This is a genomic window from Bradyrhizobium genosp. A, assembly GCF_049949275.1.
Taxonomy (GTDB): domain Bacteria; phylum Pseudomonadota; class Alphaproteobacteria; order Rhizobiales; family Xanthobacteraceae; genus Bradyrhizobium.
Map to the genome: position 1 here is coordinate 4093580 of NZ_CP188196.1, position 23409 is coordinate 4116988.

18 protein-coding genes are annotated in these 23409 nt (G+C 64.4%); 11 read left to right on the forward strand and 7 right to left on the reverse strand.

Annotated elements, in window-relative coordinates:
* Nucleotides 1-186: 186 nt before the first annotated feature.
* The 6 genes from ACP2YP_RS18960 to ACP2YP_RS18985 all read left to right on the forward strand — a co-directional run bounded on the left by ACP2YP_RS18960 (nucleotide 187) and on the right by ACP2YP_RS18985 (nucleotide 8628).
* On the forward strand, nucleotides 187-1485 hold the full coding sequence (locus tag ACP2YP_RS18960) for an N-acetylmuramoyl-L-alanine amidase (protein ID WP_426425935.1): 1299 nt from the start codon (nucleotides 187-189) through the stop codon (nucleotides 1483-1485).
* A 231-nt stretch (nucleotides 1486-1716) separates the two neighbouring features.
* A complete protein-coding gene (locus ACP2YP_RS18965; protein ID WP_426425937.1) occupies nucleotides 1717-4224 on the forward strand; it encodes a penicillin-binding protein 1A in 2508 nt (835 codons plus the stop codon).
* A gap of 108 nt (nucleotides 4225-4332) precedes the next feature.
* A protein-coding gene (gene prfB, locus ACP2YP_RS18970; protein WP_426425938.1) for a peptide chain release factor 2 occupies nucleotides 4333-5464 on the forward strand; the annotation gives its coding sequence in 2 pieces (ribosomal slippage) (nucleotides 4333-4401 and nucleotides 4403-5464; 1131 coding nt in all).
* Between the two features lie 2 nt (nucleotides 5465-5466).
* Nucleotides 5467-6348 (forward strand): NAD(P)-dependent oxidoreductase, encoded by an 882-nt coding sequence (locus tag ACP2YP_RS18975; protein WP_426425939.1) that lies wholly within the window; start codon nucleotides 5467-5469, stop codon nucleotides 6346-6348.
* Nucleotides 6349-6362: 14 nt separating this feature from the next.
* Nucleotides 6363-7232: a DMT family transporter gene (locus ACP2YP_RS18980; protein ID WP_426425940.1), complete on the forward strand. Its 870-nt coding sequence runs from the start codon at nucleotides 6363-6365 to the stop codon at nucleotides 7230-7232.
* 160 nt (nucleotides 7233-7392) lie between these two features.
* The gene (locus ACP2YP_RS18985; protein ID WP_426425941.1) at nucleotides 7393-8628 is read left to right on the forward strand and encodes an ABC transporter substrate-binding protein; all 1236 of its coding nucleotides are present in this window, start codon (nucleotides 7393-7395) and stop codon (nucleotides 8626-8628) included.
* Between the two features lie 18 nt (nucleotides 8629-8646).
* Here the strand turns inward: ACP2YP_RS18985 and ACP2YP_RS18990 are convergent, their stop codons facing one another.
* Nucleotides 8647-10011 carry a M23 family metallopeptidase gene (locus ACP2YP_RS18990; RefSeq protein ID WP_426425942.1) on the reverse strand — a complete coding sequence of 455 codons (1365 nt, stop codon included), beginning with the start codon at nucleotides 10009-10011 and terminating at the stop codon, nucleotides 8647-8649.
* Between the two features lie 111 nt (nucleotides 10012-10122).
* Nucleotides 10123-10824, reverse strand: a complete 702-nt coding sequence (locus ACP2YP_RS18995) for a peroxiredoxin (protein ID WP_426425943.1) — start codon at nucleotides 10822-10824, stop codon at nucleotides 10123-10125.
* A gap of 204 nt (nucleotides 10825-11028) precedes the next feature.
* Here ACP2YP_RS18995 and ACP2YP_RS19000 point away from each other — a divergent pair, with 204 nt between their 5' ends.
* On the forward strand, nucleotides 11029-14835 hold the full coding sequence (locus tag ACP2YP_RS19000; RefSeq protein WP_426426200.1) for a DUF3971 domain-containing protein: 3807 nt from the start codon (nucleotides 11029-11031) through the stop codon (nucleotides 14833-14835).
* Between the two features lie 168 nt (nucleotides 14836-15003).
* Here ACP2YP_RS19000 and ACP2YP_RS19005 read toward each other — a convergent pair whose 3' ends face one another.
* Entirely contained in the window at nucleotides 15004-16698 is a 1695-nt protein-coding gene (locus tag ACP2YP_RS19005; RefSeq protein ID WP_426425945.1) for a methyl-accepting chemotaxis protein, read from the reverse strand.
* Between ACP2YP_RS19005 and ACP2YP_RS19010 the strand changes: the two genes are divergently transcribed.
* A complete protein-coding gene (locus tag ACP2YP_RS19010; protein ID WP_426425946.1) occupies nucleotides 16681-16896 on the forward strand; it encodes a hypothetical protein in 216 nt (71 codons plus the stop codon). The genes ACP2YP_RS19005 and ACP2YP_RS19010 overlap by 18 nt on opposite strands.
* Before the next feature lie 160 nt (nucleotides 16897-17056).
* Here ACP2YP_RS19010 and ACP2YP_RS19015 read toward each other — a convergent pair whose 3' ends face one another.
* The 3 genes from ACP2YP_RS19015 to tyrS form a co-directional block, all read right to left on the reverse strand.
* The gene (locus ACP2YP_RS19015; RefSeq protein WP_426425947.1) at nucleotides 17057-17494 is read right to left on the reverse strand and encodes a DoxX family protein; all 438 of its coding nucleotides are present in this window, start codon (nucleotides 17492-17494) and stop codon (nucleotides 17057-17059) included.
* 220 nt (nucleotides 17495-17714) lie between these two features.
* A complete protein-coding gene (locus ACP2YP_RS19020; protein ID WP_426425948.1) occupies nucleotides 17715-18983 on the reverse strand; it encodes an MFS transporter in 1269 nt (422 codons plus the stop codon).
* A gap of 56 nt (nucleotides 18984-19039) precedes the next feature.
* Nucleotides 19040-20293, reverse strand: a complete 1254-nt coding sequence (gene tyrS, locus ACP2YP_RS19025; RefSeq protein WP_426425949.1) for a tyrosine--tRNA ligase — start codon at nucleotides 20291-20293, stop codon at nucleotides 19040-19042.
* A 166-nt stretch (nucleotides 20294-20459) separates the two neighbouring features.
* On the opposite strand from tyrS, the gene ACP2YP_RS19030 reads away from it, so the two are divergent.
* The 3 genes from ACP2YP_RS19030 (at nucleotide 20460) to ACP2YP_RS19040 (ending at nucleotide 22686) form a co-directional block, all read left to right on the forward strand.
* Nucleotides 20460-21563, forward strand: a complete 1104-nt coding sequence (locus ACP2YP_RS19030) for an anhydro-N-acetylmuramic acid kinase (RefSeq protein ID WP_426425951.1) — start codon at nucleotides 20460-20462, stop codon at nucleotides 21561-21563.
* 111 nt (nucleotides 21564-21674) lie between these two features.
* Nucleotides 21675-22352, forward strand: coding sequence for a glutathione S-transferase family protein (locus ACP2YP_RS19035; RefSeq protein WP_426425952.1), 678 nt, complete (start codon nucleotides 21675-21677; stop codon nucleotides 22350-22352).
* A gap of 10 nt (nucleotides 22353-22362) precedes the next feature.
* On the forward strand, nucleotides 22363-22686 hold the full coding sequence (locus ACP2YP_RS19040; RefSeq protein ID WP_426425953.1) for a DMT family transporter: 324 nt from the start codon (nucleotides 22363-22365) through the stop codon (nucleotides 22684-22686).
* A 10-nt stretch (nucleotides 22687-22696) separates the two neighbouring features.
* Here the strand turns inward: ACP2YP_RS19040 and ACP2YP_RS19045 are convergent, their stop codons facing one another.
* Nucleotides 22697-23344, reverse strand: a complete 648-nt coding sequence (locus ACP2YP_RS19045) for an alpha/beta hydrolase (protein WP_014495555.1) — start codon at nucleotides 23342-23344, stop codon at nucleotides 22697-22699.
* Nucleotides 23345-23409 lie beyond the last annotated feature (65 nt).

A 23409-nucleotide genomic window follows, 5' to 3' on the forward strand; every position in this document is an offset into this window, starting at 1 on the left:
GGCTGAATGCGACACAACCGGAAATTATTGGCCGTCAGCATTCCGTACATACGAGGAATGGGCCATTGGTGCAAGGGAGCGTCGCACGCCGGTCACAGTTGAAGAGTTTCGCATCTCCGTCATTAAGGATCGATTAACCCTGTGGTTCTATTGCGTTAAAGAGGGCTGCTCGGAGGCACGGATTCGGTGGCGAGCCGCACAAATCAACGGGTTTTGCTGGGGTTTGCGCTGCTGTGCGCCGCGGTATTGCCGTGCGCCGATTCCTCGCGTCTGAGCGCGGCCGAGAGCCCTTCGCAACCCTCTGTTGCAACGGCGAATTTTCCGATTGCGACAGCCGCGCGGCTGGCCGGCGACGGCAAGCAGACCCGCTTCATTCTCGACCTCGACCAGACCGTTAGCTTCCGCGCCACGGCGCTCGCCGATCCCTACCGGGTCGTGGTCGATGTTCCCCAGGTGAATTTTCAGCTGGGTCCGGGAACCGGGGCCGGGCGAGGGCTGGTCAAGGCCTTCCGCTACGGCCTGGTGATGCCCGGCGGCTCCCGAATCGTGTTCGACCTGACCGGGCCCGCTAAGATCACCAATTCCTACGTGCTCGAGGCGGCCAACGGCCAGCCGGCCCGGCTGGTGCTCGAGCTGGAGGAGGTCGACCGCGCGGCATTCGTGCAGACGCCCGCCCCAGAGAATCGCCCCGAGCTGCGGCCGACGATTGTCGCCGCGCCGCCGGCAACGATTCCTGCCGCGCCCGAAGCGGCGCCGCAAAAGCCAGGGGCGCCATCCGATGGCCGTCCGGTCGTCGTGATCGATCCCGGCCATGGCGGCATCGACAACGGCACCCAGTCGAACGGCGAGAGCGAGAAGAACCTGGTGCTCGCCTTTGGCCTGGCGCTGCGCGACCGGCTGGAAAAGGCTGGCAAATACCGGGTGGTGATGACGCGGGACGACGACACTTTCATTCCGCTCAGCGACCGGAGCAAAATCGCCCGCAATCTGAACGCCGCGCTGTTCGTCTCGATCCACGCCGACGCGCTGCCGAAGGCCGAGGGCGATGCCCAGGGCGCCACCATCTACACGCTCTCGGACAAGGCCTCCGACGCCGAGGCCCAGCGGCTGGCCGATGCCGAAAACCGCGCCGATGCGATTGCCGGTTTCAATCTGGCGGAGGAGCCGACCGACGTCGCCGACATCCTGATCGACCTCACGCAGCGGGAAACCCGCACCTTTTCAAACCGTTTTGCCCATCTGCTGATGGGCGAAATGAAGTCGACCGTGCGGATGCACAAGCATCCTCTGAAGTCGGCCGGTTTCCGGGTGCTGAAGGCCCCCGATGTGCCCTCGGTGCTGGTCGAGATCGGCTATGTCTCCAACAAGGGCGACCTCGATCACCTCGTGTCCGAGGGCTGGCGGTCGCGCGCGGTGGGCTCGATGGCCCAGGCGATCAACACGTTCCTGGCCAAGCGGATGGCAACCGCGGGGGCCGGCAATTAAGCAGGGAATGCCGGTTCCGATGTTAAGCCCTAGTTTGGCCACAGCGGACGCTTTATAAAAACGCCGCAGGGGGTTCCGGAATCGACGAGAATCCCGTTCGGCAAGCGTCTTTCGGTCCGGCATCGATGGTATTGAGTAGGCCGGTGAATTCGCGACGTGAGGATGGCGTTCGTTTGGGGCGCCTTGAGGCTGATCTTGGGCTGATCCAGGGATTGAACGGATAAACACATAATGCGCTTGCTTGTGCGGTTCATGGGCTTCCTGTTCGCTGCGGGAACGGTGGTGTTCCTTGTCGGTGTCGGTGCCGTGGCAGGCCTGATCTGGCATTTCTCCAAGGACTTGCCCGACTACTCTCAGCTTCAGGATTACGAGCCGCCGGTGATGACCCGCGTGCACGCGGTCGACGGTTCGCTGCTCGGTGAATACGCCAAGGAGCGGCGGCTTTATTTGCCGATCCAGGCGGTGCCGAAGCTCGTGATCAACGCGTTCCTCGCCGCCGAAGACAAGAATTTCTACGAGCATGGCGGCATCGACTACACCGGTATGGCGCGCGCCGGCCTGGTCTATCTCCAGAACTACGGCTCCAACCGCCGTCCGCAGGGCGCTTCCACGATCACCCAGCAGGTTGCGAAGAACTTCCTTCTGACCAACGAGGTCTCCTTCGCGCGCAAGATCAAGGAAGCCTTGCTCGCGATGCGCATCGAGAAGACCTATTCGAAGGACAAGATCCTCGAGCTGTATCTCAACGAAATCTATCTCGGCCTCGGCGCCTACGGCATCGCGGCCGCTTCGCTGGTCTATTTCGACAAATCGGTGAACGAGCTCACCGTGGCGGAAGCCGCCTACCTCGCGGCGCTGCCGAAGATGCCGGCGACGCTGCATCCGGTGCGTAACCGTGATCGCGCCATCGAGCGCCGCAACTACGTGATCGACCGTCTCCAGGAGAACGGCTGGATCAAGCAGGCCGACGCCGACAAGGCGCGCAAGGAGCCGCTGGCCGTCACCAACCGTTCCAACGGCGCCCACACCTTCGCCGGCGAATATTTCGCCGAGGAAGTCCGCCGTGACATCTTCGAGCGCTATGGCGAGAAGAAGCTGTACGAGGGCGGCCTCTCGGTGCGCACCACGCTCGATCCGAAGATCCAGGTCATGGCGCGCAAGACCATGGTCGCCGGCCTCGTGAACTATGATGAGCAGCAGGGTTATCGCGGCGCCATCAGCAAGCTCGATATTTCGGGCGACTGGGGCGTGAAGCTCGCCGAGATCAAGTCGCTCTCCGACATCTCGCCGTGGCGCATGGCGGTGGTGCTCGAGACCAGCGATCAGTCGGCACGCATCGGCTTCCAGCCGAACCGCGAGCTCGGCGGCGCCGTCAGCAAGCAGCGCGAGACCGGCCTGATCACGCTCGATGGCGTCAAATGGGCGAAGGCGGCTTCAGGAGCTGCGAAGGGGAGGGCTGCCACGGGTGTGTCGCAGGTGCTCCAGCCCGGTGACGTGATCTATGCTGATCCGCTCTACAGCAAGGAGGGACAGCCGGTTGAAGGTCAGTACCGTCTGCGCCAGATTCCCGAAGTGTCGGGCGCGATGGTCGTGATGGACCCCTGGACCGGCCGCGTGCTCGCGATGGTCGGCGGCTTCTCGTTCGACCAGAGCCAGTTCAACCGTGCCACGCAGGCCTATCGGCAGCCTGGCTCGTCGTTCAAGCCGATCGTCTATTCGGCCGCGCTCGACAACGGCTACACGCCGTCGACCGTCGTGCTCGACGCGCCGATCGAAATCGACCAGGGCCAGGGCGCTGGTGTGTGGCGTCCGGAAAACTTTGATGCCGGCAAGTATATGGGGCCGATGACCTTGCGCAATGCGCTGAGGCTATCGCGCAACACGGTGACGGTGCGGCTTGCGCAAGACATCGGCATGCCCTTGATCGGCGAATATGCGCGCCGCTTCGGTGTCTACGACGAGCTGCCGAACTATCTCTCCTACGCGCTCGGCGCCGGCGAGACCACGGCGATGCGCATGGTCACGGCCTATTCGATGCTCGCCAATGGCGGCCGCCGGGTGAAGCCGACCTTGATCGACCGTATCCAGGATCGCTACGGCCACACCATCTTCAAGCACGACCAGCGCGAATGTCGCGGCTGCGACGCGCCCGGCGGCTGGAAGAACCAGACCGAGCCGCAGCTGATCGACCGCCGCGAGCAGGTGCTGGACTCCATGACCGCCTATCAGATCACCGAGCTGCTGGAGGGCGTGGTCCAGGCCGGTACCGCAACCGTCGTGAAGGAAGTCGGCAAGCCGATCGCCGGCAAGACCGGCACCACCAACGAGGCCAAGGACGCCTGGTTCGTCGGCTTCTCGCCTGATGTCGCGGTTGCCATCTACATGGGCTACGACAAGCCGCGCTCGCTCGGCAGAGGCAATGCCGCAACCGGCGGCCATCTCTCTGCCCCGATCGCGCGCGACTTCTTCAAGCTCGCGCTTGCCGACAAGCCCGCGGTCCCGTTCAAGGTGCCGGCCGGCATCAAGCTGGTTCGCGTCGTCGCCAAGACCGGCATGCGCGCTGGCCCGGGCGAGACCGGTGGAACCATTCTGGAAGCCTTCAAGCCGGGTACGGCGCCGCCGGATAACTACTCCGTCATCGGCGTCGCTGATGCTGACGGCCGCGGCGTGCCGGGGGCGCCGCAGCAGCAGCCGGATTCCGGCTTCTTCATGCGGCCGGGCACCGGCGGCCTGTACTAGGCCAGCGTATAAGACAGACGATCGCGGTTCCGGCGGTTGCGCTTTGCAGCCGCCGCCGCTACATCCCCATCCTCAATTGCACGCGGGATTCCGCGAGACGAGAACGCCATGCGCGCCGAAATCGAACGGTTGGTAGAAGAGATCAAGCAGTCAGTCGGGCTGCTGAGGAGGCATCTTTGACGTCGAGAAATCGACGGCGCGCCTCGCTGAGCTGAACAAGCTCGCGGAAGATCCCAACCTCTGGAACGATCCCCAGAAAGCCCAGAAGCTGATGCAGGAGCGCACCTCGCTGGAGGATTCGCTCTCGGGCATCGGCAAGGTCGAGCAGGAGCTCGAAGACGATATCGGCATGATCGAGCTCGGCGAAGCCGAGGGCGATGCCGGCGTCGTGGCCGAGGCTGAAGCCGCGCTCAAGACCCTGAAGAAGGAAGTGGCGCGGCGCGAGCTCGAAGCGCTGCTGTCGGGCGAGGCCGACCGCTTCGATTCCTATCTCGAAGTCCATGCCGGCGCCGGCGGCACCGAGAGCCAGGACTGGGCGCAGATGCTGTTGCGCATGTACACGCGCTGGGCCGAGACGCACGGCTTCAAGGTCGAGTTCCTCGAGGAGTCCGAGGGCGAAGAGGCCGGCATCAAGTCCGCGACCATCCAGGTCTCCGGCCACAATGCCTATGGCTGGCTCAAGACGGAAGCCGGCGTGCACCGGCTGGTGCGCATCTCGCCGTTCGATTCCAACGCGCGACGGCATACCTCGTTTTCGAGCGTGCAGGTGTTTCCGGTCATTGACGACAGCATCAAGATCGACATCAAGGAGGCCGACGTCCGCACCGACACCATGCGGTCGGGCGGCGCCGGTGGCCAGCACGTCAACAAGACCGAATCCGCGGTGCGGCTGACGCATATCCCAACCGGTGTCGCGGTGGTCTGTCAGGCCGGCCGCTCCCAGCACAAGAACCGGGCGCAGGCCTGGGACATGCTGCGCGCGCGCCTTTACGAGATCGAGCTGAAGAAGCGCGAGGAGAAGGCCGCCGCCGACCAGGCCGCCAAGACCGATATCGGCTGGGGCCACCAGATCCGCTCCTACGTGCTGCAGCCCTATCAGATGGTGAAGGATCTGCGCACCGGCGTGCAGACGTCCGACACGTCGGGCGTGCTCAACGGCGAGCTCGACGACTTCATGGCCGCGACCCTGGCGCAGCGCGCCTTCGGCACCACCGGCGCCGATATCGAGGACGTTGATTAGCCATGCCCCGAATCGCCTTCATCGGATTGGGGCGGATGGGCCATGGCATGGCCGGCCGCTATCTCGACGCCGGCTTCACGGTCACGCTGTGGAATCGCAGCAAGGCAAAAGCAGAAGACCTGATCGTGCGCGGCGCGAAATGGGCGACGTCGCCCGAGGATGCCGCGATCGATGCCGATGCCGTCGTGACCATGGTCGCCGACGACGAAGCCTCGCGCGCCGTCTGGCTCGGGCTCAACGGCGCGGCCAAAACGGCGAAGGCCGGCACCATTGCGATCGAGTGCTCCACCGTCTCCTATGACCATGCGCGCGAGATGGGCCGCGAGCTCAACGCACGCGGGCTGATCTACATCGATTGCCCCGTGACGGGATTGCCCGATGCCGCAGCGGCCGGAAAACTGACGCTGCTCGCCGGTGCGGATGCGGCCGACCTCGAACGTGCGCGCCCGTTCCTCGAACCGATCGGCTCGACCATCCGACATTTCGGCGCGGTCGGATCCGGTACGGTCTACAAGCTCATCAACAACCTCATGGGCGCGATCCAGATCGCCGGCCTTGCCGAGGGCCTCGCGATCGCCGAGCAGGCTGGGCTCGACATGAAGCTGGTGCTGGAGTCGATCCAGGCGGGCGTCGCTGCCAGTCCGCAAGTGCAGCGCCATTCCAAGCGCATGGTCGCCCGCGACTTCAGCGGCGCGACGTTCACGGCCGCGCTGCGGCACAAGGATGCAGCTTATGCCGTGAAACTCGCCGAGAGCCTGCTGGCCGACAAGCCGCTGGTCTCGCGCGCCGCAGTCGAGTCCTACGCGCAGGCGAGGGCTGCGATGCCCGACGACGACGAAGGCAAGATGATCGAGCTGGTGTCGCGGCCGAAGAAGCCGTCTTAACCGGGCACTCTGACATGGGGCAGCCTCGCTCGGAACGCGGTCTCGGCATTGCCCTCGTTACCGCGGCGGCGATTGCCTGGAGCACGGCGCCGTTCTTCACGCGGCTTCTGCCATTCGATCCCTGGACCATCCTGTTCTGGCGCGGCCTGTTCGGCGGCAGCCTGATCTCGGTGCTTCTCGTCCTGATGCAGGGGCCGGGCGCGCTGCGGCAATTGCTGGTGCCGGGACGCGGCGGCTTGCTCGTGGCGTCATTGTCCGCGCTCGGCATGATCTCGTTCATTCCCGCGCTCCAGATGACTGATGTCATGAATGTCGCGGTCCTGATCGCGACCCAGCCGTTCGTGGCGGCGGCGCTGGTGTGGCTGTGGCTCGGCGAGGCCGCGACATGGCGCACGCTGATCGCGAGCCTCGTCGCCTTCACCGGTGTCGTTATCACCGTCGGCGGTGTCCGAGCAGGCGCCGACGTCAGCGGCGTGGCACTGAGCTGCCTCATGGTGCTCGCCATCTCGGCGATGACGGTCGTCGTTCGGCGCCATCGCGAGACGTCGATGGTCGCGGCCGCCGCCCTGTCGAATTTCATCGGCAGCCTCGTCAGCCTGCCGTTCGCCCACGACATTGCCCATGTCAGTGGCCATAACCTTGCGATCCTCGCGATGTTCGGCTGCCTCCAGGTCGCGCTCGGCCTGACCTTCTACATGCTCGGCTCACGCCTGCTGCCGTCAGGGCAGGCCTCGCTGATCGCAACGCTGGAGACGCCGCTGATGGCATTCTGGATCTGGGTCGGCTTTCGCGAAGTGCCGGCCGTGCATGCGCTGATCGGCGGCACGCTGGTGATCGGGGCCGTGATCGCTGATATCGCGGGCGGTTCGCGGCGGTCTTCTTGAATTCCGTCTTATCGGAAATCGGGCGGGCGGTGAGGATGCTGCAGCGCGCCCGCTAAGTTCCGGGTCCGGCGTTTCACTCCGCGGGAAATCCTGCCGCTTGCCAGCGGTCGGCCACCTTGCGACACTCTCCGCAAAACAAGACTACATAGGGGAGAGAACGATGCCGGGTCGTCGCAAAAGCCTTGCTGCCCTCGCCATGCTTGCTGCCGGACTGCTCGTCACGACACCGGCCATGGCACAAAAGAAATACGATCCCGGCGCCAGCGACACCGAAATCAAGATCGGCAACATGATGCCCTATAGCGGACCGGCGTCGTCCTATGGCGTGATCGGCAAGACCGAGGCCGCGTTCTTCAGGATGATCAACGATCAGGGCGGCATCAACGGCCGCAAGATCAACTTCATCAGCTATGACGACGCCTATTCGCCGCCGAAGGCGATTGAGCAGGCGCGCAAGCTGGTCGAGAGCGACGAGGTGCTGTTGATCTTCCAGGCGCTTGGCACGCCCTCGAACTCCGCGATCATGAAATACATGAATGCCAAGAAGGTGCCGCAGCTGTTCGTCGCCTCCGGCGGCACCAAGTTCGGCGATCCCAAGAACTTTCCGTGGACCATGGGCTTTCAGCCCAACTACCAGAGCGAGGGGCGGATCTACGCAAAGTACATTCGCGACAATTTCCCGAACGGCAAGATCGCGGTGTTCTGGCAGAACGACGATGCCGGCAAGGATCAGTTCAAGGGCCTGAAGGACGGGCTCGGCGACAAGGCCAACATGATTATCGCCGACAAATCCTATGAGGTCAGCGATCCCTCGATCGACTCGCAGATCGTCGCCTTGCATGACTCCGGTGCCGACATCTTCTTCTCATGGGCGGCGCCGAAGGGTTCGGCGCAGGCGATTCGGAAAGTCGGCGAGCTCGGCTGGAAGCCAAAGTTTTTCCTGGCCAACACCGCGACCTCGGTCGCCTCGGTCCTGAAGCCCGCTGGCCTCGACTATTCCAAGGACATCATCTCAACCATCTATCTGAAGGAGCCGACAGATCCGACCTGGGACAAGGATCCGGCCGTGGTGAAATGGCGCGAATTCATGGACAAATATTATCCTGATGGCGACAAGACCAATGCCAACAATGTCTACGGCTACGTGCAGGCCGAGGCGATGGTGCAGGTCCTGAAGCAGTGCGGCGACAATCTCACGCGTGACAACGTCATGAAGCAGGCGGCGAGCCTGAAGAATTTCCACACCGACCTGATGCTGCCCGGCATCATGGTCAACACGTCGCCCGACGATTACTTTCCGATCGAGCAGATGCAGCTGATGCGCTTCAACGGGCAGGCCTGGGAGCTGTTCGGCGACGTCATCACCGGCGAGGTCGGCCACGAACGCAGCCAGTAGTCAGGACTGGGGGGCGGCTTAGCCTGCGCTGAGACGCACGCCGGCGCGCAAGAACTTCTGCGGATCGACCGCTTCGCCATCGATCCGGGTTTCGTAGTGCAGATGCGGACCGGTCGAACGGCCGGTCGAGCCGACGAGGCCGATGACCTGGCCGATCTTCACGATCTCGCCGACCTTGACGTTGATCTCGGAGAGATGGCCGTAGCGGGTCGACAGCCCGTTGCCGTGATCGACCTCGACCATGCGGCCATAACCACCGGACCAGCCAGCCGAGACCACCTTGCCGTTGGCGGTGACGCGCGCGGGATCGCCGGTCGCGGCGCGGAAATCGAGGCCGGTATGCATCGCGGGCCGACCGAGGAAGGGATCGCTGCGCACGCCGAAGCCGGAGGTGAATTCGACCTCGCCGACGACAGGCTTGCGATAGGGTACCTGCGCCAGCGTGCGGCTGAGGCGATCCATCTCGGCGCGCGTGGTGTTGATGCGATAGAGCTGTTTCTCGAACGGGCCCGCGTTGGCGGTGAGTTTCACCGGCACGAACGGGCCGCCCATCGCGGCGCGCGGCACGGCGGCCTCGAGATTGGAAAGGTTCAGGCCGAGGTCGCTGACCACGCCGCGCATCCGCCGCATCCGCGAATCCATGCCTTCCTCGACGGCGCTGAGCGCCGCAACCTGGCGGCGCTCGACCTGATCGAGCGAGGTCGTCAGCCGGACCAGGACGTTGTCAAAACCCTGGTTCTTGGCGAATTGATTGACCGGCGGGGCGATCACGGTCTGCGCGCGCGATTCGAGCCGCGCTTCGCGATCAGGCGGCGCCACGAAGATCACGGTGTCGCTGATCGGCGACGGCTTTGACGTGCCTTGCGTCGTCTGGTTCGCGTCGCCGCGCTGCGGCGCCGAGCGGGAAATCGATCCGGTGACGTCAGGCATGGCGCCAAGCGCCGTGGCCCGGGACTCCAGCGCCGTCTGGCGCTTCATGATCTGGTCGAGCTTCTGGTCGAATTGCTCCTGGTCGAGCAATTGCCGGCTGGTGGTGCGGTCGACCTTGGCGCGCAGCTCAGCGATGCGGTCCTCATAGGCGTATTGCATCTCGGCCTGACGGGCGATCAGCCGGGTCAGGACGTCGTCGCGGAAGGCGAAATAGGTGGCGGTCGCCGCCGACCACAGGCCGAGCAGCACGACGGTGCCGACCACGATCCAGAACACGACAGGCCCGAGACGAACCTGCTTGCCGTGATGCACGATGGTATAGGCGTCATCGGCGTCGGGCAGCGGAATCGCAGCGGCTGCAGCTGCGGTGGCCGGCCGGCGATGGAACGCCCGTCCGTGGTCGTGAGGGTGATGTTGGGGGTGCTGCAAATATTGGGCAGAACTTTTCGACATCGGCACTCCCGCGCCGGTCGGAACGGTTCCTTGCGGCTCAATTGCCGCAGCAATCTGGGCCGGTCATGGTTAATTTTCCGGAAACAGGAACGCTCGATTTTAACGAGCTGGTTAAAGACTTCTTGCCGCGGCCAGCACCTCGTCGGCATGGCCGTCGACCCGGACATTGCGCCAGACCTTGGCCACCTTGCCGTCGGGTCCGACCAGCACCGTGGTGCGAAGAATCCCGAGGAAGCTCTTGCCATACATGGATTTTTGGCCCCAGGCACCATACGCCTCCAGCATCACATGCTGCTCGTCCGAGATCAGGGGGATTCTGAGGCTGTGCTTGTCCCGGAACTTCTCCTGGGTCTTTAACGGATCGGCCGAAATGCCGAGCACGGCGGTGTCGGTGGCGGTAAAGGCGTCCTTGAGCCGGGTGAAGTCGATCGCCTCGCGGGTGCAGCCCGGCGTGTCGGCGCGGGGGTAGAAGAACAGGACGAGCTTCTGGCCGGCATAGTCCGACAGTGTGACGACGTTGCCGCCGTCGCGGGGCAGGCGGAAGGCCGGCGCCTTCTGGCCCTCGGCCAGAGCGGGTTTGGTGCCGGACAACGAAGCGGCGGGCTTAGAGGGCTCTTCAGAAGATTTTAACCGTTTCGATGCGGCCTTATGCGATGCTGCCTTGGCGCCTGCTTTGCTTGATTTGCGTGCCGATGCCGGCTGTGTTTTCGCGCCACGTGTTTGAGTCGATGCCCGTGTTTTCAGGGGCTTCTTTTTAGCGGTCGGACTGCCGGAGGGCGTTTTGGACGATTTCTTTCGGGATTTCTTGGACATACGCCTTCCTTTCGTCGCTTTCAGCGGGTCAACCAAAGCGGTATTGCAGCTCTCGTCCGGTGTGCCGGATTCGCGCCCTCGGCTGGGCAATTTTGGCGGCGACGGAGTATGGTTACAAGGAACTCCACGTACCACCCCACTGCTCGTTGAACGCGCTCCCGGGGCGAAATGACGAACAGCAGGAATATTCGAGGTATGGCGGCAATGCCGGGGCGGGGAGCGTCGATTCCCGTCGACGGCTGCGGTCCCGGCGGCGCTCAATCCTACGACGGGCGCCTGTATCGAGAGGCAATGGCTAGGAATACGTCGCCCCAGGATCACAATCGGGACTTCGATCGGCACGGCGGCCATCACGCGCAGCCGGAATGGGACGAGGCCGACTGGGATCAAGACCAGGTAGAGGAGGCGGGTCATCGCGCACGCCGCCTGTTGTCGCGTTCCAACTCGCGCTTTCGCGTCGGTGACGGTCTCTCTATGTTTCGGCGGGTGATGCCGAGCGGACGCTGGCTGCGCCGGATGGCCGTCGTCCTCGGCGCCCTGATCGTCATCTTCGTCGGCTGTTTTGGCGCGCTGTGGTGGCGGCTCGGCGCCGGTCCCATCAACCTCGACATGGCGACGCCCTGGCTCGCCGCTGCCATCGAGGACAATATCGGCCACGGCAACACCGTGGAGGTCGGCGGCACCCAGATCGAGCGCGCCGGGCGGATCCGGATTGCCGTGCGGATCCGCGACATCATCGTCCGCGATCATGATCGTGCCATCGTCGCCAGCGCACCGAAGGCCGAGGTGCGGCTGTCGGGGGCCGCACTTTTCACCGGGCATCTGCGCGCCGAAAGCCTCAACCTCGTCGATGCCGAGCTCGCGATCCGGATCGCACCCGACGGGACCGTGACGGTGTCGGCCGGCGACACCGCGAAGCCGCTCGCAACCGGCGTCGCGTCCAAGAAGGAAGCGGGCCTGCCGCCGACATTCCCGCGTAACGGCGTTCCGCCGCCGCCGTTCGGGACGGCGCCTGCAACCCCCGACGCGTCCCAGGCTGCAGCTCAACCCGCCGCGCAGAATGGAATTCTTCAGGGCCTCGACTGGCTCGACAGCCTGAGCTTGACCGGCCTCGACGGCCAGAACCTCAACGAGATCGGTCTCAAGAACGGCAATCTGATCGTCGACGATCAGCAACGCGGCAGCAAATGGACGTTTGAGAACATCACGCTCAGCCTGCGCCGGCCGACCCATGGCGGCATCGCGCTCAGCTTCGGCGAAGAGGGCGCGCGCCCGTGGTCGCTGCGCGCCACGATCGGACCGAGCGAGAATGGCGTGCGCTCGATCGATATCCGCGCCGACAAGGTGTCGACCGCCAACATTCTGCTGGCGCTGCGGGTGAAGGACCTGACCTATACTGCCGACCTGCCTCTGAGCGGCGAGCTCAAGGGTGAGCTCGGCCGCGACGGCGTGCCGACGTTCTTCCGCGGCAAGGTCACGATCGGTGCGGGCAACATCATCGACACCGACACGCCCGATTATCCGATGGCGATCGACTCGGCCGAGATCAACGTCGAGTGGGATGCGGGACGGCGGGTGCTGGTTGCACCGTTCAAGATCCTTGCGGGCGCCAATCGCCTGACGCTGCTCGCCCATCTCGAGCCGCCCAACGGCACAACCAACGACTGGCAGCTCGGCTTCAGCGGCGGCTCGATCCTGCTCGGCGGCATCGACAACGAGCCGCCGCTCGTCTTCAACCGCATCGCGATCGGCTTCCGCTTCGACACCGATCACAAGCGCATGCTGCTGACACAGGCCGACATCTCCAATGGCGAGATCGGCGTCGCCGGCACCGGTGCGATCGACTATTCCGGCGAGCCGCGCTTGACGCTCGGCTTCGCGGGAACGCCGATGTCGGCCTCGGCGCTGAAGCGGATGTGGCCGACGCTGGTCGTCCCCGAATTGCGCCAATGGGTGATCGAGCGGATCGAGCGAGGCACGCTCCAGCGCATCGAGGTCGGCATCAACTCGCCGACGCGGAACCTGCCGCGCAAGGGACCGCCGATTCCCGATGACGGCCTGTCCGTCAACATCGTGGCGAATGGCGTCGCGGTTCGTCCCGTTGACGGCATGCCGGTGGTGCACGACGCCGATCTGAAGGCGCACGTGACCGGACGCACCGCCACCGTGAATATCGCCCAAGGCATTGCCGACACGCCCGCGGGCCGCAAGATCACGATCTCCGACTTCACTTTCGAGGTGCCGGACATGGCGCCGAAACCCTCGCCCTCGCGGACCCGTTTCCGCGTCGAGGGTCCGGTGCCGGCGGCGGCCGAAATGCTGTCCAATGATCGGCTGAGCGATCTGTCGTCGACCGTCGTCGATCCCAACACCAGCAAGGGTACCTTCACGGCCAACATCCAGCTCGGCCTGCCGGTCAAGGGCGAGCTGACCAAGGCGGACACCGTCTACGCCGTCACCGCCGATCTCAACGGCTTTGCCGCCGACAAACTGGTGATGAACCAGAAGCTCGAGGCCAACAATCTCAAGATCGTTGCCAACAACCAGGGCTACCAGGTCAAGGGCGACGTCAAGATCAACGGGCAGGCGGCCTCGCTCGACTATCGCAAGGCGACCGATGGCGACGCGGACGTCAAGCTGCAGACGACGCTGGACGACGCCAGCCGTGCCCGCCTTGGCTTCGACCTCAGTCCGGCCGTCAGCGGCTCGGTGCCGGTCAAGGTGTCCGGCAAGATTGCCGGTGGTCCCGAGCAGACGACGAAGCTCGGCATCGAGGCGGACCTCACCGCGGTCAAGCTCGACAACATCCTTCCCGGCTGGGTGAAGCTGCCGGGCAAATCGAGCAAGGCGACGTTCAAGGTGGTGCCGACGGCACAATCGACGCGGCTCGAGGACATCGTCATCGAGGGCGGCGGCGCCTCGATCAAGGGCTCGCTGGAAGTCGACCCGAACGGCGACCTCATGAACGCGAACTTCCCGGTCTATTCGCCGTCCGACGGCGACAAGACGTCGCTGAAGGTGGAGCGCGGTCAGGACGGCGTGGTCCGCGGCACCATGCGCGGCGACGTGTTCGACGGCCGCGGCTTCCTGAAGTCGGCGATCTCAGGCAATTCCAAGGACGACGGCAAGAGCAAGCTGAAGAACGTCGATTTCGACATCGACGTGAAACTCGGTACGGTCGCGGGTTTCAACGGCGAGGCGATGCGCAGCGTCGATGCCAAGATGTCGAAACGCAGCGGGGCGATCAAGGCGTTCTCGCTGAGCGGCAGGATCGGTCAGAACACGCCGGTGGCGGCCGATCTGCGCGGCGGGCGTGCGCAGGGCAGCCGCGAGGTGATCTATCTCCAGACCAATGATGCCGGATCGCTGCTGAAGTTCACCGACACCTATACCAAGGCGGTCGGCGGCCAGATGGTGGTGGCGATGGAGCCGCCGACGTCCGAGCCGACTACGGCGCGCGAGGGCCTCATCAACGTGCGCGACTTTACGGTGAAGGGTGAGGCACAGCTCGAGCGCGTGGCCGCGGGCGCGCCGAACGGCACGCCGGGGGGCAGCGGCGTCTCCTTCAGCGCCTTGCGTGCGGAGTTCACCCGGCAGAACGGCGCGCTCACGGTCCGCGATGGCTTGGTCAAGGGGCCGATGATCGGCGCCACCATCGAGGGGTCGATCGACTATCCCGGCAACCAGGTCTGCATGAGCGGCACCTTCGTGCCGATGTATGGCGTGAACAACATCTTCGGCCAGATCCCGTTGTTTGGCCTCTTCCTCGGCGGCGGCGACAAGGAGGGGCTGATCGGCGTCACCTACGAGGTCGTCGGCACGCCTGCGGCGCCCGTGATGCGCGTCAATCCGATCTCCGCGATGGTACCCGGCGTGTTCCGCAAGATCTTCGAGTTCAACACCGGCAAACAGAACACGCCGATCGACGAGCTGCCGTCGGCTCAGTCCGGCGACAGCCCGACGGGAGCGGCAAGGCCGCTGTCGAGCGGTTGCAGCCTGGCGCGGCGTTAGCGGCGCTTCGCGGAGATGCGCTGCAGCTTCCGCTAAAATGCACTTACGAATAGCCATCATGCCCGGGCTTGTTCCGGGCATCCACGTTCTTCGTGGTGCGCGGCTAAAACCTGGATGGCCGGGATAAGCCCGGCCATGACGCGTGTGGAGGTTTTGGCGCCCGGAAGCCTACGCCGCGCGCACGCCCGCCAGGAACGTGCCGACTTCGCCCGAGAGCTGCTCGGCCTGCTTGGAGAGGTTCGACGCAGCCGCGAGCACCATGCCGGCGGCGTTGCCGGTTTCGTTCGCCGCCGTGCTGACGCCACCGATATTGGTGGTGACTTCCTTGGTGGCCTCGGCGGTCTGCGAGACGCTGCGAGCGATCTCGGCGGTGGCCGCGCCTTGCTCTTCGATGGCCGCGCCGATCGAGGTGGCGATCCGGCTGACCTCCTCGATGGTGGCGGTGATGCCGCCGATGGCGTCCACGGCTTCTTTGGTCGCGCCCTGGATCTGGGCGATCTTGTCGCCGATCTCGCGCGTGGCTTCCGCGGTCTGGCTCGCCAGCGATTTCACTTCGGAAGCGACGACGGCGAAGCCGCGGCCGGCCTCACCGGCGCGCGCGGCCTCGATAGTGGCGTTGAGCGCGAGCAGATTGGTTTGCGCGGCGATGCTGGAGATCAGCTCGGCGACGTGCTCGATCTGCTGGGCGCCGTCGGACAGCGCGCGCACGATGGTGTCGGTGCGGCGTGCGCTCTCCACCGCGCGGCCGGTGACGTCGGCGGATTGCGCGACCTGGCGGCTGATTTCGGTGATGGAGGAGGACAGCTCTTCGGCGGCGGCCGCCACCGTCTGAACGCGCTGGCTGGCTTCGGTCGCGGCCGAGCCGACTACGGCGGCGCGGCGGTTGGTGCCCTCCGCGGTCGACGACATCGACTTGGCCGTGGTCTCCAGTTCGCCGGAGCCCGAGGCCATCAGGCCCACGAGCTGACCGACCGACGCATCGAAGCGATCGGCGAGCGAGATCAGGGCGTCGCGCTTCTCCTGCTCGCTGCGCGCCTTGGCCGCGACCTGCTCGGCCTCCAGCGTACGCGCCGTCAGGGCGGTCTGGCGCAACACTTCGAGCGTCTCGGCCATACGGCCGATCTCGTCGCCGCGGTCGGTCTCCTCGACCGGCTTGTCGATAGCACCGTCGGCGATATCCTGCATGCGGGTCTTCTGACGGTCGAGCGCGCCGAGCACGTCGCGGGCGATCAGCCAGGACAACGCCGCCATCAGCAGCATCAGGCCGGCGCCAATCGCGGCGAGCTCGAGCGTGAGCGCGCGCACGTCGGCGTCGATATCGTCGACATAGAGGCCGTAGCTGATCGTGGCGTTCCAGGGCGTGAACTGGCGAACGAACACCATCTTGCGGACGGGCTCGGTCTGGCCGGGGCGAGGGTAGAGATAGGACGTGACGCCGCCCTGCGGCGCCTGTCTGGCGGCGTTGAGCTGAGCATCGGCGATCAAGACGCCATTTGAATCCGTGGCGCCGGTGATCTTGCCTTCGAGCTGCGGATTGGCGCCGTTGACCAGAATCGACGTGTCGGAATTGTAGACGACAGGATAGCCTTGGCCGCCGCCGAATTTCATGTTGCGGGCATGCTGGCGAAACTGCAGCTTGGCGTCGTCTACCGTCATCTTGCCGGCAGCGGCGTCATCCTGGAACGTCTGCGCGAGGCCGTGGAGCAGATCGACCGCGGCCTTCATTTGCTGGACCCGGTCGTCCATCATGCGGCTCTTGCTGAGGACGGTCGATACCGCGATGATGGCCGTGATTGTCAGAGCTGCGAGGCAGACCATGCTGGCAAGCTTGGTGCGGATCTTCAGATGGCTCAGCAGCTTCATCACAGCCCCTACGACATGTCAGTTATTGCTGCCATCGCTAACATGAAGTTCTTACCAATCATGAAGATAGGCCTGCGCGCGGCGGCCGCGCGGCTGATCCTTCGCAACCCTGTGCGCAATCGTGCAGGCAAATCGCGATGCGATGCCGTGCGCCGGTATTTTTTGCTGGAGGAAAGCGATCTCAGACTTTGGTGGTGATCGAGCTTGGATGAGCGCGCAATGAACCGATTCGTTCATCGCATCATCATGTCCGTGCTGCTCGTGGCGGCCCTCGTCCTCATCTGGAACGTGCTGGGCTCGCGCTGAACCGGCACCGGCGAAACGCCAGTGCTGGGTCTGCGGATCGGTTGCGCGCGCGTCAGCGCCGTGCGAAGGCGCCGCCGGGCGCGTCGCTCTCTTTGCCCATCAGCGCATCGACGCTGACCGAGCCGCCGCCCGCTGCCGAGATGTAGAGGCAGGCGAAGCAGAACAGGATCGCGGCGGTGCCGCCGTTGAGCAACGGCAGAAGCACCGGCGATCCAGTCTTCATCATATGGCCCATGAAGTAGGCGAAGGCCATTTCGCCCGACAGGATGAAGGCCGTGAGGCGGGTGAAAAGACCGAGCATCAGCGTCGCGCCGAGCACCAGCTCGAGCGTGCCGGCCAGATAGATCAGCGGCGGGATGTCAGCGAAGTAGGGGAGCACCGGGAACTTGAACAGCTTGGCGACACCGTACTGGAACAGCAGCAGTCCGGTGACGAAGCGAAACAGGCTCAAGAGAACCGGCTGAAAGCGAGTGAGATAGGGAAAGTTCATTGGTTTGTGCCCTCCATCCAATGCTGCGACTAGGACCGCATTCGGTTCCGCCCTGCAAGCCGCGCCAGGTCAATTTGCGCTGACATTTTCGTCATGTCGGACAAAACACCGCAGGCCGTGATTTGAGCCGTGTGCCGTCCGCATTTTTTGCGCGTCTACGCGTCACGTCCGCCCGTAGTTTCCCGGTGACACGAACGAGCGCAGGTTACCTTCGGGAAACCTAGCGCCGCAAGGCGGGCACGATCAGGAACGGGATCATTCCGAGGATCACGTTTGCAAGTGCGAAGGCGAGCAGCGCGTTGTAGCCGTGGGTGGCGTCGTGGATCAGGCCTCCGCTCCAGGAGCCGAAGGCCGAGCCGAGCCCGCTGCCGATCGAGATCGTGCCGAAGATGGTGCCGACCCGTTTGCCCCGAAAAATCTTCATCGCCGTCGCCGTGATCAGCGGTCCGCGCGAGCCCATCATGCTGCCGAAGCAGACGACGAATCCGGTGAGTAGTATGACGTTCGGATTATACTGAAGCAACCAGAGCAGGACGATGCCGAGGATCGAGATCGCGTAGCTCAGCAGCACCGACGGCCGGCGCCCGATCTGCCCGTCTAGCGCGGAGACGCCGATCATGCCGAACACCAACACGACTCCCGAAAAGCCCCAGGCGGTCGCGGCCTGCAGCGGCGGGAAGCCGGCATCGATCAGATAGGCGACGATCTGCGCGGCGATGCAGTACATGCCGACCGCGGTGAAAAAGAAGGTCGAGAACAGCGCCCAGAAAGCATGGTGACGCATCGCGCTCACGAGCGTCCAGCCGTTGTCGATGAAATCAGGATCGGTCTTCTTGGCAACGTACGGCGAGCCGGACGCGAATCTGCGCCAGGGCAGGAGCAGCAGCGGCACCAGCAGACCAAGCGCGGCGAAGCCGTAGACCTGATAGGTCTCGCGCCAGCCGAGATGATCGATCAGGAGCTGCGAGGCCGGCAGCAGCGCCAGCACGCCGCCACCCATCGCCGAGTACACCACCGCCATCGCGGTCGGCAGTTTTGGGCCGAACCAGCGGCCGAGCAGGATCGAGTTCGGGACGTTGCCGATGAAAGCGACGCCGACGCCGACACACAATCCGATCGAGAGCTGGAATTGCCAGAGCGCCTGCGCATGGCCTGCGATCAGGAAGGCCGAGCTGAGCAGCAACAGGCCAAGCCCATAGACGATGCGCGGGCCGGAATGATCGAACAGGCGGCCGACCAGCGGCGCTGTCAGTCCGCTGATCAGCCAGGTCAGCGAGTAGATCGAGACGACTTGCGCCCGGTCCCAACCAAAATTTTCGGAAATCGGCTTGAGGAAGACGGTGAAGCTTTCGCTCAAGCCGCGGCCGAGCACGGCCAGCGTGAAGCACAGCGCGAGCACGACGAGCGCGGTTCGCACGGTGTCCTGCTGCGTGCTTCCTTGTTCCTTAGCCGCTTCCTTCGAAATTTGCCTGGGCGTGTTCTGATCCATTGCTCGTCAGGGAGCGCGCTTCGGCGCGCCCTGACAAGCATCAAAAGCTCATACGCCTATGCAGGCTTGAGCAGGACGTGCTTCTTCTTGCCGAAGGACAGCTTGATCAGGCCTTCCGGCGTCAAATTGGCCGCTGACAGCGCCATCTTTTCGTCGGTGACGGACTCGTCATTGACGCGCAGGCCGCCGCCCTTGATCTGGCGCCGCGCCTCGCCATTGGAGGCGACGAGGCCCGCCTTGACGAAGGCGTTGAGCACGCCAAGTCCGGCCTCCAGCTCGCCACGCGGAATTTCCACTGTCGGCAGGCTCTCGGCGAGCGCGCCTTCCTCAAAGGTGCGGCGTGCCGTTTCGGCCGCTTCGTTTGCCGCGTCGCGACCATGCAGCAGCGCGGTCGCTTCCGTCGCGAGCACCTTCTTGGCCTCGTTGATTTCCGAGCCGCCGAGCGCTTCGAGCTGTTTGATCTCGCTCATCGGCAGCGTCGTGAACAGCTTCAGGAATTTGGCGACGTCGGCGTCCTCGGTGTTGCGCCAGTACTGCCAGAAATCATACGGCGAGAACTGGTCGGCGTTGAGCCACACCGCGCCTTGCGCGGTCTTGCCCATCTTGGCGCCCGATGCGGTTGTCAGCAGCGGCGTCGTCAGCGCGAACAGCTGATGCGTGCCCATGCGGCGGCCGAGATCGACGCCCATGATGATGTTGCCCCATTGGTCGGAGCCGCCCATCTGCAAATGGCAGCCGGTCCGCTTGGCCAATTCGACGAAGTCGTAGGCTTGGCAGATCATGTAGTTGAACTCGATGAAGCTCATCTCCTGCTCGCGCTCGAGGCGCAGGCGTACGGAGTCCATCGTCAGCATGCGGTTGACCGAGAAATGCCGGCCGACGTCGCGCAGCATCTCGATCCAGTTGAGCTTTGTGAGCCACTCCGCATTGTCGAGCATGATGGCGTCGCTCTTGCCCTCGCCATAGCGCAGCACCTTTGCGAACACGCCGCGAATCGAAGCCTTGTTGGCCTCGATCTCGGCGACGGTGCGGATCGCGCGCGTCTCGTCCTTGCCGGAAGGGTCGCCGACCATGGTGGTGCCGCCGCCCATCAGCGTGATCGGCTTGTTGCCGGACTGCTGAAACCAGTGCAGCAGCATCATGGTCAGGTAGTTGCCGATGTGCAGCGAGGGGGCGGTACAATCGTAACCGACATAGGCGATCGCCTCGCCCTTGGCCGCGAGCGCGTCCAGCCCCTCGAAATCGGAGCACTGGTGGATGAAACCACGTTCCTGCAGGGTATTGAGGAAATCCGATTTAAATGCAGTCATCTGTCGGCATGCCTGACAATTCTTGGTTTACTGTTTTGGGAGCAATTTAAAGGTCTTCCGTTGGAACTCGATTGCTGCCCGCCGCTTGGCGCTGTGGCATTATAAGATGTGTCCCTCTGGCACAAGATCGGCATGCCGGAGGGGGTGTTTTGAGGACGCTGATCCCATGATGTTGACGGCACTCGGTTTGATGAGCGGCACTTCGCTGGACGGGGTGGACATCGCGCTGATCGAGACCGACGGAAAGCAGGTGAAGGCGTTCGGACCGTACGGTTACCGGCCCTATAGCCCGGCCGAGCGCAACCTGCTGCGCCAGGCGCTGTCCGAGGCCGTGCATTTGCCGCAACGCGATGCCCGGCCGGGGATCCTGGCCGAGGCCGAGCGCGCAGTAACGCTGGCGCATGCCGAGGCGGTTGCCGCCTTCATCGCCCAGAACCGGATGAAGCCCGAAGACATCGACATCGTCGGCTTCCACGGCCAGACCGTGCTGCACCGCCCCGAGCGGCGGCTGACGGTGCAGATCGGCGACGCGCTTGCGCTGGCCAGGGCCATCCATATCCCCGTGATGCACGACTTCCGCGCCGCCGACGTCGAGGCTGGCGGACAGGGCGCGCCGTTGGTGCCGGTCTATCACCGGGCACTTGCCAATTCGCTGGCGCGCGAAGGGCCGATCGTCGTGGTCAATATCGGCGGCGTCTCCAACATCACTTATATCGACGGCAACGACACGCTGATCGCCTGCGATACCGGGCCCGGCAACGCGCTGCTCGACGATTTCATGTACCGCACCATGAACCAGGCGTTTGATACGGAGGGCAAGTTCGCAGCACTCGGCAAGGTCGATGAAGCCTGGATCGCGCGGGCGCTGGAGCTGCCGTTCTTCGCAAGCCCGCCGCCGAAATCGCTCGACCGCAACGATTTTGCCGCGCTGAAGCTCGGCGACGTCGCGCCGGCCGATGGCGCTGCGACGCTCACCGCCTTCACTGCGGCTGCGATCACGCGCATCATTCCGTTGCTGCCGCGGAGGCCGCGCAGTTGGATCGTCTGCGGCGGCGGTGCCCGCAACCTCACTATGCTGCGCATGCTGCGGGAGCAGGTAGGGTCGGCGACGGTCGAGGCCGCCGGGACGCTCGGCTGGGCCTCCGACGCGATCGAGGCGCAGGCCTTCGGCTTCCTCGCCGCGCGTGGCCTGAAGGGCTTGCCGCTGTCCTATCCCGCCACCACAGGCGTGCCGATGCCGATGACGGGTGGGGTGATCGCCAGACCCTAAAAAGGACTGCCTGAGGTCACGGTGGGTTGATGCAATTGCATTTACCTTGACGGGTGCATGCAAGTGCATCTATGTTGAATGCAGATGCATTCAACCGCTGGGATCGTTGCCATGACCGCTTCACTGAAATTAATCAGCCATAAGCTTTGCCCGTACGTGCAGCGCGCCGTGATCGCGCTCAAGGAGAAGGGCGTGCCGTTCGAGCGGATCGATATCGATCTCGCCAACAAGCCGGACTGGTTTCTAAAACTGTCGCCGCTGGGCAAGGTGCCGGTGCTGGTGGTCACGACCGACAAGGGCGAAGTCGCGCTGTTCGAGAGCAACGTGATCTGCGAATACATCGAGGAGACGCAGGGCGGTGCAAAATTGCACCCGGCTGATCCGCTCAAGCGCGCAGAGCATCGCGCCTGGATGGAGTTTGGCTCTGCGATCCTCGGCGATCTCTGGGGCCTGGAGACCACGACGGATCCCGCGACATTCGAGAGCAAGCGTCAGGCGCTCGTGTCAAAGTTCGCGCGCGTGGAGGCGGCACTGGGCGCAGGCCCGTTCTTCGCCGGCGAGGCGTTCAGCCTGGTCGATGCCGTGTTCGCGCCGATCTTCCGCTATTTCGATCTGTTCGACGAGCTGACCGAGCACGGCATCTTCAGCGATGTCCCGACGGTGCGCGCGTGGCGGAGCGAGCTCGCGAAACGTCCGAGTGTGGTCACCGCGGTCGGTGCAGACTATCCGCAATTGCTGCGCGCCTTCCTCGTGCGCCACGACGCGCATCTCCTCAAGCTCGCGGCCTGAGCGCACGCCGATGTCGCAATCTCTGGCCTGGATGATGCTGGTGATCGCCGGCGCACTCGATGTCGGCTGGGCGATTTCGATGAAGTATGCCGAAGGCTACACGCGCATCGGTTGGAGCATCATTTCGTTCGTGCTACTCGCCGCCTTCGTCTTCCTGCTCGGGCGCGCGCTGAAGGTGCTCGAGGTCGGCGTCGCCTATTCGGTGTGGACCGGCCTTGGGGCTGCCGGCACTTTCGTCATGGGCGTCGTGCTGTTCGGTGAGACCTTGAGCGCGATGAAGCTCGCCGGCATCGCGCTCGTCTTGATGGGGATCGTCGCGCTCAAGCTGGCTTGAGCTGCGCGTCTTACCGCACGTTGGCGAGACGCATGTCGAGATAGGCCGTGATGGTTTCCATCAGCGGCTCGAGCTTGGCGTCGAAGAAGTGGTTGGCGCCGGGGATGACCTGCTGGTCGATCACGATGCCCTTCTGCGTCTTCAGCTTCTCGACCAGCGTGTTGACGTCCTTCGGCGGCACCACGGCGTCCTTCTCGCCATGCACGATCAGGCCCGACGACGGGCAGGGTGCAAGGAACGAGAAGTCATAGAGATTGGCCGGCGGCGCGATCGAGATGAAGCCCTCGACCTCGGGGCGGCGCATCAGAAGCTGCATGCCGATCCAGGCGCCGAAGGAGAAGCCGGCGACCCAGCAGGCGCGCGCTTCGGGATTGATGGTCTGCGCCCAGTCGAGCGCGGCCGCCGCATCCGACAACTCGCCGGTGCCGTGATCGAACGAGCCCTGGCTGCGGCCGACGCCGCGGAAGTTGAAGCGCAGCACCGAGAAGCCGCGATGCGCGAAGGCGTAGTAGCACTGGTACACGATCTGATGGTTCATCGTGCCGTGAAACTGCGGATGCGGATGCAGGATCATCGCGATCGGCGCGTTCTTCTGCTTGGCCGGGTGATAGCGGCCTTCGAGACGGCCGGCGGGGCCGGTGAAAATAACTTCGGGCATGGATGGTCTCTTGATTGATCCCTGGAAGACGGTCTTCAGCAATCAACCGATTGTGCGGACTTCAT